The organism is Clostridium sp. Marseille-P3244 (assembly GCF_900120155.1).
Lineage (GTDB): Bacteria > Bacillota > Clostridia > Lachnospirales > Lachnospiraceae > Mediterraneibacter.
The window spans coordinates 1,818,321-1,833,632 of the sequence record NZ_LT635549.1 but is presented as its reverse complement, the minus strand read 5'-3'; the positions used below and the strand labels follow the sequence as shown (position 1 = coordinate 1,833,632).

Below are 15,312 nucleotides of genomic sequence, written 5' to 3'. Positions count from 1 at the left end.
AGCTCCGCATCATTGTACTATTAATTTAATACAATGATACGGAACCTCTGTTTATTTGTCAAGAATATTTTTGTTAAGACTGATACCATTTCATAAGCGCCTGTGTACCGTTCTCACCATATCCGTCTTTCTCCAGCTTTTCATAATTGTCCAGTACCCGCCTCAGAATACACAGATCCAATCCGCTCTCCTCAGACTCCCGAACCGCCAGCTTCATATCCTTGATAAAATGTTTCATAAAGAACCCGGGTTCATAATCGCCTGCTATGATCCTGGGGCCAAAAGTGTCAAACTGTCTGCTTCCCGCCGCGCCTGTCGAGACAGACCGGAAAAATACGTCCAGGTCAAGCCCTTTCTCTCTGGCATAGGCCAGACCTTCACAGACTCCTGAAAGGGCGCCGGCTATCATGATCTGATTCGCCAGTTTGCAGTGCTGGCCGCAGCCGGCTTTGCCCTCATAATTGATATTTGTGCCCATGGCCTCAAAAAGTTCCCGGCAGGCTTCATAATCCTGTCGGTCGCCTCCCACGAGAATGGACAGCGTTCCTTCCCTGGCTCCTTTATCCCCTCCCGTGACCGGAGCGTCAAGGACATGGAAGCTGCGCTTCTTTCCCTCCTCATATATCTGTTCCGCAAGCCTCGGGCTGCTGGTCGTCATGTCGATCAGATAGGCACCCGGTTCTGCGCTGTCCAGTATATTTCCTTTGTCAAAGTACACTTCCTCCACGTCCTTCGGGAAACCTACGATCGTGATGACCGCGCCGCATCCACTGACACATTCACTGATCTTTTCATGAAATACAGCGCCCTCCCGGATCACATCTTCTGCTTTTTCCTTTGTCCGGGCATAAATATGGAGTTCATATCCTGCTTTCATGAGATTGCGTACCATGGACTTTCCCATAATGCCAACCCCGATAAATCCAATCTTTTTCATTATCTCTCCTCAGCTCTTTTTTCAACAACCTCGCCCTGCTTTTTGTAGATACTGTTACCCGGCACGAATCCCCGCACGGACGACAGAGGATAGATATTGCTGTGACTTCCGACCACCGTGCCCGGATTGAGCACGCTGCCACAGCCGACTTCCACTTCATCTCCCAGCATGGCGCCGAACTTCTTCATTCCTGTCTCGATATTGCCTTCCGGCGTTTTTACTACCACCAGCTTCTTGTCCGATTTCACATTGGAAGTGATGGAACCTGCCCCCATATGAGACTTGTATCCGAGAATGGAATCCCCTACATAGTTGTAGTGCGGAACCTGGACTTTATTGAACAGGATCACATTCTTCAGTTCTGTAGAATTTCCTACTACCGCTCCTTCTCCCACAATGGCGTTTCCCCGGATAAACGCGCAGTGGCGTACCTCTGCGTCCTTTCCGATGATGGCCGGTCCGTTGATGAATGCGGTGGGCGCCACCTTCGCGGATCTGGCGATCCACACGTTTTCTCCCCGTTTTTCATATTCTTCACTGCTCAGAGTATTTCCCAGCTCCACAATAAATGCGCTGATTTTCGGAAGGACTTCCCATGGATAGGTCACCCCGTCAAAAATATCCTTTGCGATCGTCTCATCAAGTGTATAGAGTTCCTTCACTGTCAATGCTTTCATTTGGTTGTCTCCTTTTCTGCCGTTTTCCGGCCTTTTTTATAAAAACCTGCTGCCCTGTCGTAGCAGGCTCTTAGCTGATACTGATTGTTAAGCCCTTTCACACCCTCTGTCCTGCTGATGATAAAATGATCCAGCTTCTTCATATACTCATCGGACGTGATGCTCCCCTCTGCCACATAGGTAAGCCCTTTCTCCCAGCTGGCCGTAAGTTCTGGGTTCAGCAGGGACCGGATGGAATGATCCACCACGTCAAAGACCATCTCTCCCTGCAGCGTGGGCGTAATGATCTGGGTCTTTTTATTCAGGGCAAGATATTTGATATGGATCAGTTTCTTCAGGATCTCTGCCCGCGTCGCGCTGGTTCCGATCCCACTGCCTTTGATCTGGGCCCTGAGTTCTTCGTCTTCGATCAGCTGCCCGGCGTTTTCCATTGCCAGGATCATGGAGCCGGAATTATATCGTTTCGGAGGCGATGTCTCTCCTTCTTTGATCTCCAGGCCCCGGACCGGGAGCAGACTGCCTTTCTTCAGACTCCGGACAGCCTCCAGAAGCGCCGGCCCGGCCGTCTGTTCCTGAGGGATCCCGGCTACTTTAAGATATCCTTCCTCAGCCAGCGTCTTAAAACTGCTGAAGAAGCACTCTCCTCTTATCTTTGTCACGATGGACGCCTTCTCATAGACAGCCGGAGGATAAAAAATACTCAAAAATCTCCTCGTGATCAAGTCATAGACTTTCCGCGACACATCTCCCAGGGAATTCAGGGCTCCCAGCCCCTGCCCCGTCGGAATGATGGCGTAGTGGTCTGTGATCTGCTTATCGTTGACATACCGGGTCTTTGCCAGGTTCTTATGGTTGCCGAATCCCAGAATATCCTGCAGATAAGGCGCCGCCGGAGAATATCTGGAAAGCCCGTTCAGATTGCGGCTGATCTCTTTCGCCACCGCCGTGGACAAGACCCTTGCGTCCGTTCTTGGATAAGTCACCAGCTTTTTTTCATAGAGATCCTGCACGATGCGCAGTGTCTCATCGGGACTGATCTTAAACCGTCTGGAGCAGTCATTCTGAAGCTCCGCCAGGTTATAAAGCAGAGGCGGATTCTTTTTTTCCTTCTTCCTCTCTACAGACTCCACCGTACACATTATCGGCTGATCTTCTGACAAATACCGGACCAGTTCTTCTGCTTTCTTCTTCTCCTTAAATCCGTTTTCTTTGTACAGGTCAAATGACTCAAAATATTTTGAGCCCTTCACGGCCCGCCATTCTCCCTCAAAACTGCTGCCTGCCGCCTCCACGGTGCTGATGACCCGGTAAAACGGCGTCTTGACAAACTCACGGATCTCCCGTTCCCGGCGCACAACCATGCCCAGCACACAGGTCATCACCCGCCCGACGGAGATCACCGCGTATTTTGTCTTCAGATACCCGGAGATACTGTTCCCATATTTTAAGGTCAGCAGTCGGGAGAAATTGATCCCCATAAGATAGTCTTCCTTTGCCCGCAGATACGCAGACGCACTTAGGTTATCATACTCTGACAGGTCCTTCGCCTCCCGAATGCCTCTTAAGATCTCTTCCTCGGTCTGGGAGTCGATCCACACTCTGAGCCTCTTTTTCCCTGTCACATGAGCCTCCTGCTCTACCAGGCGGTAAATGTATTCTCCCTCCCGTCCGGAGTCCGTGCAGACATAGATGGTATCCACGTCTTCCCTGTTAAGGAGCGAACTCACAATCTGAAACTGCTTCGACACTGCCGGGATCACTTCATATTTGAATTCATCCGGAATAAACGGCAATGTCTGAAGGCTCCATTTTTTCAGAGCCGGATCATATTCTTCGGGATAGCTCATTGTCACCAGGTGTCCCACGCACCAGGTAATGACGGCCTCATCCGATTCCAGATATCCGTCCCTGCGTTTTGTATTCAGTTTTAATGCTTTCGCGAATTCCTGAGCCACACTTGGCTTCTCTGCTATGTAGATTGATTTTCCCATATTTTATCCGCGCGTCACAAAGCGATATGCCGTGCGGGTATCGTATTTTTCACCTTTTCTGCAGACCGGTCCCGGGAAATTATCATGATGGATGCTGTCCGGATAATACTGTGTCTCCAGGCAGACCGCGCTTCTCTTTACATAAGACGCCCCGTCTTTCCCCGGCTCGCCGTCAAGAAAATTAGCAGTGTACATCTGCACTCCCGGCAGGTCTGTGTACACTTCCATAGTGATCCCGCTGTCTTCTGACGACACTTCTGCCACCTTATCAAATTTCCCCTCGTTTTTCAACACCCAATTATGGTCATAGCCGCTTCCGAAACGGAGAGGCTCATAGTCCGCGTCGATCTCCGTTCCGATCTTTTTCCCTTTGCGGAAATCCATGGGAGTTCCCTCCACACCGCAGATCTCCCCTGTAGGGATCGACTCTTCATCTGCCGGTGTAAAGCTGTCCGCGTTCAGAGTCACTCTGTGTTCCAGGACCGTTCCGCTGTCATGTCCGTTCAGGTTGAAATAGCTGTGGTTCGTCATATTGATGATCGTGTCTTTATCCGGTACGGCCTCATAATGGACGGACACTGTGTTTTCTTCATCCAGAGAATATGTCACACGCATATCCAGCGCCCCGGGATATCCCTGATCTTTGTCCGGGCTGTGGAGACAGAAGGTCACATGGTCATCCGTCGCTTCAACAGTCTCCCAAAGTCTCTTATTATAGTAATCCGTACCACTGTGAAGATTGTTCCCGTTGTCGTTTTTCTCCAGCTGATAGGTTGTTCCCCCCAGCTCAAAGCAGGCGCCTTTGATCCGGTTCGCGTTTCTTCCCACTGTAGCTCCAAAAGAGGCGTCTCCTCTCTCATATCCTGCCGCATCATCATATCCAAGCACCACATCGCGGACATTTCCGTTCTTGTCAAAGACCAGCATGCGGACCAGCGTCGCGCCGTAATCGGATACTTCCGCCTTGACTCCTCTGTCGTTCTCCAAAGTATACAGCTGTGCCTTTACACCGCCTGTAGCTTCCCCGAATCCTCTCACTGTAAGTTTTTTCATTTTCAATTCCTCCTACTACAATATATTTATGGTTAATATCCCTTACAGCCAGTAAGGAATTACCCATCTTGTTGCTTAAGCTGTTAGAATGATAAGAGCAATCGGTATAGCGGAATCCTCCTTGGGATTCGCGCCCGTAAAATAGTCTGCTAACCAGCTCTTCATTCGCAGCGTTCGTTTTATGCAGGTTGAACCACCTCCAGGGTGCGTTCGTGTCACACCACAGTAGATAGAATGGGCAATGAGTAAAACTGGTACTGACCAATTGCAATCTCAAATAAGGAGTGACATTTCTATGAATATGAACGCAGTAGGCATCGATATCTCCAAGCGGAAAAGTACTGTGGCGATCCTCCGTCCAGGTGGGCAGGTTGTTGTAAAACCCTTCGATGTTCCCCACTTGTCCACGGATTTCCAGTCTCTTGAAAAGCTCATCAGAGAATTGGATGGCGAGACACGCATTGCCATGGAGTGCACCGGCCGCTACTATGAACCGGCAGCACGGGAACTATCCCAGGCCGGCTTTTTTGTAAGCGCAGTGAATCCTCAGATCATCCGTAACTTTCAAGGACAGGACAATCCTCTCCGTAAAGTCAAGACCGATAAGGCGGATTCCATAAAGATCGCACGTTACGCTCTTGACAGTTGGGCAAATCTGAAACAATATAGTCTTATGGATGAATTACGTTCCCAACTCAAAACCATGAACCGCCAGTTTGATTTCTACATGAAGCATAAAACTGCCATGAAGAATAACCTGATTGGTCTCATTGACCAGACCTATCCCGGCGCCAACACCTGTTTCGACAGCCCTGCCCGCGAGGACGGCCGCCAGAAATGGGTGGATTTTATTGATACCTACTGGCATGTGGATTGTGTCCGCAAGATATCTCTGAACGCTTTTACAGACCACTATCAGAAGTGGTACAGCCGCAGGAAGTACAACTTCAGCAAGTCAAAAGCCGAAGAAATCTATGGGAAAGCAAAGGAGCTCATTCCCGTACTTCCTAAGGACAGCTTTACCAAACGCATCATCAAACAGGCTGTTGACCAATTAAACGCTGCGTCACAGACCGTTGAACAGCTTCGAACCCTTATGAACGAAACTGCCTCCAAGCTGCCGGAATATCCGGTTGTCATGGCGATGAAGGGCGTGGGAACGTCTCTGGGGCCTCAGCTTATGGCCGAGATCGGAGATGTCACACGCTTCACCCACAAAGGCGCTATCACAGCATTTGCCGGCGTAGATCCTGGTGTCAATGATTCCGGAGATTATTCGCAGAAAAGCGTACATGCTTCCAAACACGGTTCGCCAGTGCTGAGAAAAACTTTGTTTCAGATCATGGATATACTGATCAAGACCAAACCGGATGATCCCGTATATCGGTTCATGGATAAAAAACGATCCGAAGGTAAGCCGTATTATGTCTATATGACTGCCGGAGCTAATAAATTTTTACGGATCTACTATGGTCGAGTGAAAGAATATCTTTCATCGCTTCCAGAATCCGAATAATTCCACAACACTTTTTCAGGCCAGCATAGGTGTGGTGGTCTTATTGTGATACCTATTTTTCAACCTGTATAAAATTTTCAATGTTCATCAATTTAGCCTTGACTTTTTATTTGCAGGCTGTTTTATAATTTATTTTTTCTTTTTTCTGAATATCACCAGCAGTCTCCCGAAGAAGGATGCCCTGTTTGTTTTATGTATTCCGGCGGCGGGTCTTCTCGCGTTCAGGGCCTCTTTCATGAAGATCTCCTGCGCATTGATGTCTTTCTCCCCCGTCCGTTTTTTCCGGTAAGTCCCGTCGCCGGCCATCTGTCTGGCCTTTACATTGTCTGACAGCATAACCTGCAGATCATGGATCAGCTTTTTCTTTATTTCTTCATCATAGATCGGACATGCCACTTCTACCCTTTTCTCTGTATTCCTTGTCATCATGTCCGCAGAACCGATATAGACCTTGGCCTCTCCTCCTGTTCCGAAGACAAAGACTCTGGGATGCTCCAGATACCGTCCGACAATGCTGGTGACCCGAAGATTATCTGTCTTTCCCGGAACTCCCGGCAAGATACAGCAGATTCCACGGACAATCAGGTCGATCTGTACGCCGGCCCTGGAAGCCTCTACCGTCTTGTGGATAAAATCCATATCTGTCAGGGAGTTCATCTTCATTATCACACGGCCGTTTTCTCCCTTCCGGATCTCTTCATCTATCAGAGCCAGGACTTTCTGTTTCAGGCCCACGGGCGATACGATCAGATGTTCATAGACCCCCTCCAGATTTCCAATGGACATATTTTTGAAAAATACAGCCGCGTCCTCCCCGATCCCCTGATGGGACGTCATAAGAGAATAGTCTGTGTACATCTTCGCTGTTTTCTCATTATAGTTTCCCGTGCCGATCTGTGTAATATACCGGATCTCATTTTTGCTCCGATAGGTGATCAGGCACACTTTCGAGTGGACTTTATACCCTTCGAATCCGTAAAGGACCCGGCAGCCTGCCTCCTCCATCCTCTCAGACCAGTCAATGTTGTTCTGTTCGTCAAAGCGTGCCCTCAGTTCAATAAGCGCGGTCACTTCTTTTCCATTCTCCGCTGCCGCGCACAGATACTCCACAAGCCTTGCCTTTCTGGCCAGACGGTAGATCGTGATCTTGATCGTCATCACATCCGGATCTGACGCCGCCTCTTTGATCAGCTGAAGGAACGGATCCATACTCTCATAGGGATAAGACAGAAGTACATCCTTCTTCCGGACCTGATCCATAACACTTCCGTCCGCCAGAGATGCCGGCGGCTGAGGAGTAAACGGAGGATCTGTCAGCGAGCGTTTCATGGAATCCGGCAGTTTATCCGCTATGGCAAAAATAAATCCCAGCTTCATCGGCATCTTTGTCCGGAAAATACACTCCGGTGTGATCCGGAACCTGTCGCAGAAATATTCTTCCATCTCTCTGCCAAGTGGTTCTGCCGTCTCCAGACGCACCACTGCCATCCTTCTCCTCTTATGCAGTGTTTCCTGCATAATATGCCGGAAATCCTCATTGTCCGCATAGGCCTCATCGTCGGGAGAAATGTCCGCGTTCCTCGTCACGCAGATATAGTTCTCATCTGACACCTGATACTGATCAAAGACAAGATCCAGATATTCCATGATCACTTTTTCCATACGGATATAACGGATATCATTCCCCGGCAGATAAAGGATATCAGAAATATACTGAGGGACAGGAACAATCCCCATCATGGAATTTCCTCTCAGTTTCAGGGTCGCCACCACATAGATCTCTTTATTCAGAAGATGGGGAAACGGATGATTGGCATCCACTATCTGAGGGGAAAGGACAGGCAGTACCTGCTCCTTAAAATATTTTTTGACATATTTCTTTTCCTGCTGTTCCAGTTCTTTGAAATCCAGTCCGCAGACTCCGTATGGCTTCAGCTGCTTCTTGATCTCTGTGTAAGTCTTGTCCCGCTCTTTATAGAGAGGGGCAACCGCCTGATAGATCGCGTCCAGCTGCTGCACCGGGGTCATACCGGACCGGATATCCTGCTTCTTGTTGTCCGCGGCCGCCATATCATAGAGGCTGCCCACACGGATCATAAAAAATTCGTCCAGATTACTGGTAAAGATCGCGACAAATTTCATACGCTCCATCAGAGGGACGGTCTCGTCCCTTGCCTCCTGGAGGACCCGCTGATTAAATCTCAGCCACGATAATTCACGATTCTGGGTATAGTCAGGTATTTCCTGCTTTTCCATTTTTTCTCCCTTTCCGGATCATTTCTCCAGATATGCCATCAGTTCATCCATTTTTTTCTCCATACACTGACAGCCATGTTCATAAAACGCATAGAGCATCTCCCGGTTTCTCTCAAGCCTGGATACCGGTTTTACAAGCGGCCGGAGGATAAAGATTTCTCCGCGCTTTTCCAGCTGATCCAGGTAATTCATTGTCCGGTTGTATTCAAAACTCCTGCGGAATATCGTGCGCACTAAATCCGGATAAGATCTGTAAGCCCTGCGGTAGAGTTTCTGCATGGCCGGGGACAGCACTTTTTTTCTGTAGCCCTGGTTCTTTGTAAGGATCACCACAATTTTATCATTTCCCTTCTTCTGTGCCCTCCTGATGGGAACAGAATCTGCCAGTCCTCCGTCCAGATATGGAACATTATCTATATTTACAATCGGGGTCAGAAGAGGCATACTGCAGGAAGCACGGCAGATCTTCATCAGACGGTCTCTGTCCTTTCTCTCCGTCATATACTCTGCCTTCCCGGTCAGGCAGTTGGTCGTCACAAGTTCACACTCGATCTTGGAGGCAAAATAAGTGTCAAAATCAAACGGGAGCAGTTCTTTGGGAAACCGGTCAAAGATCAGCTCCATGTTCATAAGGCTTCTCTCTTTCATAAAGTCCCGGATTCCATAATAATAGCTCATATTTTTATCTGTAGGGATCATACAGTCCCTGGTTCTGCCCGGCTGTCTGGACACATAGTCCACCGCGTTGCACGCCCCCGCCGACACACCGATCACATGGGACATATAAACATCCTGTTCCATCAGATAGTCCAGCACTCCGGATGTAAAAACTCCCCGGGTAGCTCCGCCTTCCAGTACAAGTGTTGCTTTCTTTATATTCATCTTAATAACCTCTTTTCCTGTTCTCTCCAGTCCCGTTTCTGTTTCCGGCACGGGATGGAAATTTCACTCCTCTATTATATAATGTTTTTTCCTATTCGCAAACCACAACTTTTCTTTTTCCCGAAATTCTTTCTCCCTTGCCATTTGTATGGTTTTCATGGTAATATAAGCGATGGTGCATACAGACACAGCCTGCGGTATCACTGCCGCCGGCATTTTGAATTCACAGTAAGGAGAGTTTATCATGATCAGTGCGAACAATGTGACTCTGCGTGTCGGGAAAAAGGCCCTCTTTGAAGATGTGAACATCAAATTCACAGAGGGGAACTGCTATGGCCTCATCGGGGCAAACGGCGCCGGCAAATCCACCTTTCTTAAGATCCTTTCCGGCCAGCTTGAGCCGACCAAAGGAGAGGTTGCCATCACGCCGGGAGAGCGTCTTTCTTTCCTGCAGCAGGATCAGTTTAAATATGATGAATACCCGGTGCTTGATACCGTTATTATGGGAAACGCAAGACTCTATGAGATCATGAAAGAAAAAGAAGTGATCTACGCCAAAGAGGATTTCACGGATGAGGACGGGATCCGGGCCAGCGAACTGGAGGCGGAATTCGCCACAATGAATGGCTGGGAAGCCGAGGCAGACGCCGCTTCTCTGTTAAACGGCCTGGGCATTGAGACAGAACTTCACGCAAAATATATGAAAGAGCTTACCGGACCACAGAAGGTAAAGGTACTTCTGGCACAGGCCCTCTTTGGCAGTCCGGATATCCTGCTTTTGGATGAGCCCACAAACCATCTTGACCTGGATGCCATCGCCTGGCTGGAAGAGTTCCTTATCAATTTTGACAACACTGTCATCGTGGTCTCCCATGACCGCTATTTTCTGAACAAGGTATGTACTCAGATCGCGGATATTGACTATGGAAAGATCCAGCTCTACGCCGGGAACTATGATTTCTGGTATGAGTCAAGCCAGCTCCTCATCCGTCAGATGAAGGAAGCCAACAAGAAAAAAGAAGAAAAAATCAAGGAACTGCAGGAATTTATCTCCCGGTTCAGCGCCAATGCCTCCAAGTCAAAACAGGCGACTTCCAGAAAGCGGGCGCTTGAAAAGATTCAGCTGGATGAGATTAAGCCATCCAGCAGGAAATACCCCTACATTGATTTTCGTCCCAACCGTGAAATCGGAAATGAAGTGCTTACCGTGGAGGGGCTCACTAAGACCATAGACGGAGAAAAAATACTGGATCATATCAGCTTTACTCTGGGCCACGATGACAAAGTAGCTTTTGTGGGAGGCAATGAGCTGGCCAAGACTGTGCTCTTTAAGATCCTGATCGGAGAGATGGAGCCCGACGAGGGAACCTATAAATGGGGTGTGACCACTTCCCAGGCCTATTTTCCGAAAGATTTCGGCGGCGAGTTTGACAGTGACTACAATATCACGGAATGGCTCACCCAGTACTCGGAAGAAAAAGATGTCACCTATGTCCGCGGGTTCCTGGGCAGGATGCTCTTCTCCGGCGAAGACGGAGTAAAGAAGCTCAAGGTCCTCTCCGGAGGTGAGAAGGTCCGCTGTCTTCTCTCCAAGATGATGATATCCGGAGCCAATGTGCTGCTCCTGGATGAACCCACCAATCATCTTGATATGGAGGCCATCACCGCTCTCAACAACGGGCTGATCAAGTTCCCCGGCGTACTGCTCTTCACGTCAAGGGACCATCAGATTGTTCAGACAACGGCAAACCGTATCATGGAGATCGTTCCGGGAGGGCAGCTGATCGACAAAATCACTACCTATGACGAATATCTGGAGAACGATGAGATGGCGAGAAAGAGACAGACCTACTCTGTCCAGACAGAAGAAGACGATTAAACGAGAAATTTCTTGTACACCGGCGCCAAGTCTGGTATAATAAAAAAGCTGTGGGCAGGGCCGAAAATATCCGTGCCCGCGGCTTAAATATCCGGAGACGTATCGAAGTGGTCATAACGGGGCGCACTCGAAATGCGTTTGCCCTCCGGGGCACGAGGGTTCGAATCCCTCCGTCTCCGTTCCTGTTGTCGGAAAGCTTCCGTTTTCGTGAAGCTTTCCGTTTTTTCGACTCCAACGGTCGAAAAAAATCGAATATTTCCAGTTGTATGTCAAAATTTTACATTTTACGATAATAAGGGTGTTCCAGAGGACAGGTATCTTAAATTGGAGAGGGGCATACTGATGAACTACAGGAAACTTATAATCAATACTCTGAACTCTTTTGGAGTAAACCGTTCTTACACCGGCTTTAATTATGTGGTATACGGACTTACGCTTGTCATCGAAGGCAAGAGCTGCATCGAATGTATCACAAAATCTCTGTATCTGGATATTGCAGGTTATTATCACACAAGCTGGACCTGTGTTGAGAAAAACATACGCACGATCGTAAATTCGGTCTGGGATTCGAACAATACCGATCTTCTGGAACTTGTCTTCCACAGATCCGGGCACGATAAAAAACCAACGAACAAAGAATTTCTGACGTATCTTTATGATTACATCATCCATATAAGCGATGAAGCGCCGGCATATGACGAAAAGTTTCCCGCCATATGTCCTGTTTCCAGAAAATACTGCGAATCATTGAATGTCTTCTGTCTGCGGCTGTCTCAGCTGGCCAGATAAACGATCCGCGGGAAAGGATCCTGCCTCAGCGCATGTTCCCTTCCCGCGGTTATTTTATCTCTTTTCCCGTTTTAATAAAGATTCTTTAATATTCGCACAGCACAATCACTCTCTGGGGGGTCGTCTGCGCGGGAATGCTGAATGTAGTGGTCGTGTAGTAGACCAGCAGTTCTGAATTTTCCGGACTGCACGTATACTGTTGTCCGTTCAGGGTAGTCACACTCGTGACAGGTCCGATGTTCAGCCGCAGAGAGTTATCAGAAGACGTCAGATTGTCATCAAAATAATCCAGTTTCACCTGCTGACCTCTTCTCAGCGATGTGACCAGTTCCGCCCGGTACTGTGGAGGATACACCGCCGGTACAGGCAGATTTGTATCGTAAAAGGCGGCGATCCGCATTCCCGGCCGCAGCCGGACATTGTCGATGACAGTCGTTTCTCCGGTGACCACAACGTTTATGATATTCGAATTACTGATCAGGGAAACAACCATCGAGCAGCAGGAATCCCCCCGGTTGATCCCCTGGATGATGCCCTCCACACTCTCAAATGTCTCATATGCCATAACAGAAAGAACTCCTTTTTTCTCTTTCTATCATAGTATGCGCTTCCCGGATTTCAGTTCCCCGCCTGTAACGCCCCTGCTCTTCAGTGCCTTTGATCCATATTGCTGTACACTTCACAGAACCTGGCCGCGAAAGAGACGGGTTCCCCTCCCATATTGAGATGAGATACGTCTCCCAGCTTCAATCCCCGGAACACAGCGATCCCCTGCTGCCGTTCCTCGGTCACGATCTCCGTAACCGAAGTGGGGGCCAGAGCCAGATCCTGCCACAGAGAAAACGGAGAAAAATTCCACAGATGGGCCAGCAGCGCACAGGTGATCCCGAAATGACAGAAAAATGTTACTGTCTCTGCGTTTTCTTTTTCTACCCGGTAACAGAGCCCGTCTCTTACATATCCTTTCCCGGCCAGGAAACTGTCAAACTCTTCCACCACTCTGTCATAGATCTTAACTGTATCTGAGTTTGCGCAGATCTCCGACTCTTTCCATCTGGCACTGTCCATACAGTCACTGTGCACAGACCAGTAAGAGGGAGCCACATCCCAGACAATCCGGGGAACATAGCTTCCGTCTTGTTTCTCTGCCCCGGGATATGCTTCCCGCAGTTCTGCTGCCTGCTCCAGATCGATGCGTGCCGGGAACTCCCTCAGCCATTCCAGAGTCTGCGCGGCGCGTCCCAGCCGTTTCAGGCTGTATTCCGCAGTCTTTTGCGCTCTTCCGAGAGGAGAGACATAGCAGGTCCCCGGGTGAAGACTCTGGATATGCTCAGCCAGAAGGGCCGCCTCTCTGTGCCCTTTCTCTGTCAGTGTATCATTCACATAGTCCGGATCTCCGTGCCGGATAAATAAAATCCTCATATTTCTTCTCCTGCCAGGCTCAGTTTCAGTCTCCGCGCCAGCCATTTTTCAGCCAGCTCTGTCCATACGCCCACTTCCTGTATCGTCCCGTAAAGTTTTTCTTTCATTTCCGGAGTCCACTTTTCTTTCTTCTTTCCTGCCAGGCCGAACTCCTCCAGGATCTCTTCTCCGCGCCCGGGTGGAAGATCCGTTTTTCCTGCCTTTACCGCCTCTGCAAGAAAACGGATCTGCTCCAGCGTATAAGGCTGTCCGAAATCTCTTAAGATCCACCTTTCTGTGGCAGTTGACAGGCCGTGGATGCCTTCTGTGAATACATGCTGCGCATATGGTACGCCTGCTTTCCGGCAGGCATCCGCAAACAGATATGTATTCTCTGCCGGGACTGTCGCGTCCCCCACAGTATGCCAGAGAAAACAGGGCGGCACATCTCCGGTTACGTGGGCTTCCAGCGACAGATATTCCAGCTCCCTGTCCGCCGGGTGTTCTCCCAGAAGTGCCAGAAAGGACTCCCGGTTGGAGTACTCTCCGGCCGTGATGACAGGATAACACAGAACTGCCGCGTCAGGCCGGTTTGAGATCCTGCTGTATTCCCGGGCCGGATCCTCCGTATCTTTGTAGTGGACACAGAGGCTTGCGCACAGATGTCCTCCGGCAGAAAATCCGCACACAGCGATTTTCTCCGGGTCGATATGCCAGCGGACAGCTCCTGCCCGGATCATCCTCACAGCCCGTGATATATCCGCCAGAGGCTGGAGTTTCAGAGGTTCATCCAGATAATTCACTGTATAGGCCAGAACGAACACATTATAGCCTGCCCTGTAAAATTCTTCCGCAGGAAGGTGTGCCTCCGAGGGAGATACCCGGCGGTATGCTCCGCCCGGCGCGATCAGCATACCGGGTCTGGAGGACTGATCTTCATGGATATAGCTGACCATGAAGGGAATAAACCCATAAGCCCCCGGATAGTCATATTCCCCGTCCTTCCACAGACGAATCCTTTTCCCGATCATAATTCTGTATCTTTCAGATAGGGATTCACGGCTTCATAGAATTTTTCATCTTCCACGATCTTTGCCAGATCCGCGTCGATCGGCATCTTTCCAAGAACCGGAACGCCCATATCCGAGGCGATCTCGTCGATGTGGCTCTCGCCGAACACTTTGATCTCTCTGCCGCAGTCCGGACATTTCACATAGCTGTAGTTCTCTACCACGCCCAGTACAGGTATATTCATCTGCTGTGCCATATTGGCGGCCTTCTTCACGATCATCTGAACCAGATCCTGGGGGGACGTCACAATCACCACGCCATCTACAGGCAGAGACTGAAATACCGTCAGCGGTACATCTCCTGTTCCCGGAGGCATATCCACAAAGAGATAATCCAGATCTCCCCACATCACATCTGTCCAGAACTGTTTGACCACTCCCGCAATGATGGGGCCTCTCCAGATCACCGGCGCGGCCTCATCCTCCAGAAGAAGATTCACCGACATAATCCTTGTCTCATCCTTTGCCACGCAGGGAAGGATGCTGTCCTCTGTTCCTCTGGCTTTCTCATGGATGCCGTACATCTTCGGAATGGACGGGCCTGTGATATCCGCGTCCAGAATACCCACCGTATATCCTTTCTGCCTCATCATCCTCGCCAGGGAAGCGGTGACGAGAGATTTCCCCACGCCTCCTTTGCCGCTGACCACACCGATCACCTTTTTGATCGACGAATACTGATTGGCCGGCTCACGGAAATCTTCTTTTTTGCTGCTGCAGGAATCCGCATGCGCACAGCCCGCGCAGGACTCTTCTGTACATCCGTTTGTATTTTGTTCTTGTGACATAATATTTCCCTTCTCTCTGTTTAATTTCCTTCCCAGTATAACATATTTTGTCCGCCTGTGGTACCGTTCATTC

Annotated in this window: 13 protein-coding genes and 1 tRNA gene; 4 read left to right on the top strand and 10 right to left on the bottom strand. The window is 49.4% G+C overall.

The features are described 5' to 3' along the window. Window positions 1-73: 73 nt before the first annotated feature. Genes BQ7367_RS10525 through BQ7367_RS10510 form a run of 4 tightly spaced genes read right to left on the bottom strand, consistent with a single transcriptional unit; the run spans window position 74 to window position 4,658 of the window. Window positions 74-937: an NAD(P)-dependent oxidoreductase gene (locus BQ7367_RS10525; RefSeq protein ID WP_072525394.1), complete on the bottom strand. Its 864-nt coding sequence runs from the start codon at window positions 935-937 to the stop codon at window positions 74-76. Next, window positions 937-1,614: an acyltransferase gene (locus tag BQ7367_RS10520; protein WP_072525393.1), complete on the bottom strand. Its 678-nt coding sequence runs from the start codon at window positions 1,612-1,614 to the stop codon at window positions 937-939. Before BQ7367_RS10520 ends, BQ7367_RS10525 begins: the two co-directional genes overlap by 1 nt. Then, the gene (gene topB / locus BQ7367_RS10515; protein ID WP_072525392.1) at window positions 1,611-3,605 is read right to left on the bottom strand and encodes a DNA topoisomerase III; all 1,995 of its coding nucleotides are present in this window, start codon (window positions 3,603-3,605) and stop codon (window positions 1,611-1,613) included. The genes BQ7367_RS10520 and topB overlap by 4 nt, the downstream gene beginning before the upstream one ends. 3 nt (window positions 3,606-3,608) lie before the next feature. Then, window positions 3,609-4,658, bottom strand: a complete 1,050-nt coding sequence (locus BQ7367_RS10510; RefSeq protein ID WP_072525391.1) for an aldose epimerase family protein — start codon at window positions 4,656-4,658, stop codon at window positions 3,609-3,611. A gap of 301 nt (window positions 4,659-4,959) precedes the next feature. On the opposite strand from BQ7367_RS10510, the gene BQ7367_RS10505 reads away from it, so the two are divergent. Then, window positions 4,960-6,174, top strand: coding sequence for an IS110 family RNA-guided transposase (locus BQ7367_RS10505; RefSeq protein WP_200786797.1), 1,215 nt, complete (start codon window positions 4,960-4,962; stop codon window positions 6,172-6,174). A gap of 129 nt (window positions 6,175-6,303) precedes the next feature. Here BQ7367_RS10505 and ppk1 read toward each other — a convergent pair whose 3' ends face one another. Further along, window positions 6,304-8,430: a polyphosphate kinase 1 gene (ppk1, locus tag BQ7367_RS10500; RefSeq protein ID WP_072525389.1), complete on the bottom strand. Its 2,127-nt coding sequence runs from the start codon at window positions 8,428-8,430 to the stop codon at window positions 6,304-6,306. Window positions 8,431-8,448: 18 nt separating this feature from the next. Beyond that, on the bottom strand, window positions 8,449-9,312 hold the full coding sequence (locus BQ7367_RS10495; protein WP_072526179.1) for a patatin-like phospholipase family protein: 864 nt from the start codon (window positions 9,310-9,312) through the stop codon (window positions 8,449-8,451). Between the two features lie 244 nt (window positions 9,313-9,556). Here BQ7367_RS10495 and BQ7367_RS10485 point away from each other — a divergent pair, with 244 nt between their 5' ends. The 3 genes from BQ7367_RS10485 to BQ7367_RS10475 all read left to right on the top strand — a co-directional run bounded on the left by BQ7367_RS10485 (window position 9,557) and on the right by BQ7367_RS10475 (window position 11,980). After that, on the top strand, window positions 9,557-11,191 hold the full coding sequence (locus BQ7367_RS10485; protein ID WP_072525387.1) for an ABC-F family ATP-binding cassette domain-containing protein: 1,635 nt from the start codon (window positions 9,557-9,559) through the stop codon (window positions 11,189-11,191). Between the two features lie 93 nt (window positions 11,192-11,284). Further along, window positions 11,285-11,370 (top strand) — tRNA-Ser (locus BQ7367_RS10480). 163 nt (window positions 11,371-11,533) lie between these two features. After that, complete coding sequence (locus tag BQ7367_RS10475; protein ID WP_072525386.1) at window positions 11,534-11,980, top strand: sporulation initiation factor Spo0A C-terminal domain-containing protein; 447 nt, start codon at window positions 11,534-11,536, stop codon at window positions 11,978-11,980. Window positions 11,981-12,065: 85 nt separating this feature from the next. On the opposite strand, the gene BQ7367_RS10470 is transcribed toward BQ7367_RS10475, so the two are convergent. The 4 genes from BQ7367_RS10470 to BQ7367_RS10455 all read right to left on the bottom strand — a co-directional run bounded on the left by BQ7367_RS10470 (window position 12,066) and on the right by BQ7367_RS10455 (window position 15,239). Continuing rightward, the gene (locus BQ7367_RS10470) at window positions 12,066-12,545 is read right to left on the bottom strand and encodes a hypothetical protein (RefSeq protein WP_072525385.1); all 480 of its coding nucleotides are present in this window, start codon (window positions 12,543-12,545) and stop codon (window positions 12,066-12,068) included. An 83-nt stretch (window positions 12,546-12,628) separates the two neighbouring features. Beyond that, window positions 12,629-13,402, bottom strand: coding sequence for a histidine phosphatase family protein (locus tag BQ7367_RS10465; protein WP_072525384.1), 774 nt, complete (start codon window positions 13,400-13,402; stop codon window positions 12,629-12,631). After that, entirely contained in the window at window positions 13,399-14,412 is a 1,014-nt protein-coding gene (locus BQ7367_RS10460) for an alpha/beta hydrolase (protein ID WP_072525383.1), read from the bottom strand. The genes BQ7367_RS10465 and BQ7367_RS10460 overlap by 4 nt, the downstream gene beginning before the upstream one ends. Next, window positions 14,409-15,239 carry an Mrp/NBP35 family ATP-binding protein gene (locus BQ7367_RS10455; RefSeq protein WP_072525382.1) on the bottom strand — a complete coding sequence of 277 codons (831 nt, stop codon included), beginning with the start codon at window positions 15,237-15,239 and terminating at the stop codon, window positions 14,409-14,411. The genes BQ7367_RS10460 and BQ7367_RS10455 overlap by 4 nt, the downstream gene beginning before the upstream one ends. Window positions 15,240-15,312: the final 73 nt, after the last annotated feature.

Coding starts and splice junctions, on each gene's coding strand:
- BQ7367_RS10470 (WP_072525385.1), bottom strand. CDS start 12,545: ATGGCATATGAGACATTTGAGAGTGTGGAGGGCATCATCCAGGGGATC.
- ppk1 (WP_072525389.1), bottom strand. CDS start 8,430: ATGGAAAAGCAGGAAATACCTGACTATACCCAGAATCGTGAATTATCG.
- BQ7367_RS10525 (WP_072525394.1), bottom strand. CDS start 937: ATGAAAAAGATTGGATTTATCGGGGTTGGCATTATGGGAAAGTCCATG.
- BQ7367_RS10520 (WP_072525393.1), bottom strand. CDS start 1,614: ATGAAAGCATTGACAGTGAAGGAACTCTATACACTTGATGAGACGATC.
- BQ7367_RS10510 (WP_072525391.1), bottom strand. CDS start 4,658: ATGAAAAAACTTACAGTGAGAGGATTCGGGGAAGCTACAGGCGGTGTA.
- BQ7367_RS10460 (WP_072525383.1), bottom strand. CDS start 14,412: ATGATCGGGAAAAGGATTCGTCTGTGGAAGGACGGGGAATATGACTAT.
- BQ7367_RS10485 (WP_072525387.1), top strand. CDS start 9,557: ATGATCAGTGCGAACAATGTGACTCTGCGTGTCGGGAAAAAGGCCCTC.
- BQ7367_RS10455 (WP_072525382.1), bottom strand. CDS start 15,239: ATGTCACAAGAACAAAATACAAACGGATGTACAGAAGAGTCCTGCGCG.
- BQ7367_RS10495 (WP_072526179.1), bottom strand. CDS start 9,312: ATGAATATAAAGAAAGCAACACTTGTACTGGAAGGCGGAGCTACCCGG.
- BQ7367_RS10465 (WP_072525384.1), bottom strand. CDS start 13,402: ATGAGGATTTTATTTATCCGGCACGGAGATCCGGACTATGTGAATGAT.
- BQ7367_RS10475 (WP_072525386.1), top strand. CDS start 11,534: ATGAACTACAGGAAACTTATAATCAATACTCTGAACTCTTTTGGAGTA.
- BQ7367_RS10505 (WP_200786797.1), top strand. CDS start 4,960: ATGAACGCAGTAGGCATCGATATCTCCAAGCGGAAAAGTACTGTGGCG.
- topB (WP_072525392.1), bottom strand. CDS start 3,605: ATGGGAAAATCAATCTACATAGCAGAGAAGCCAAGTGTGGCTCAGGAA.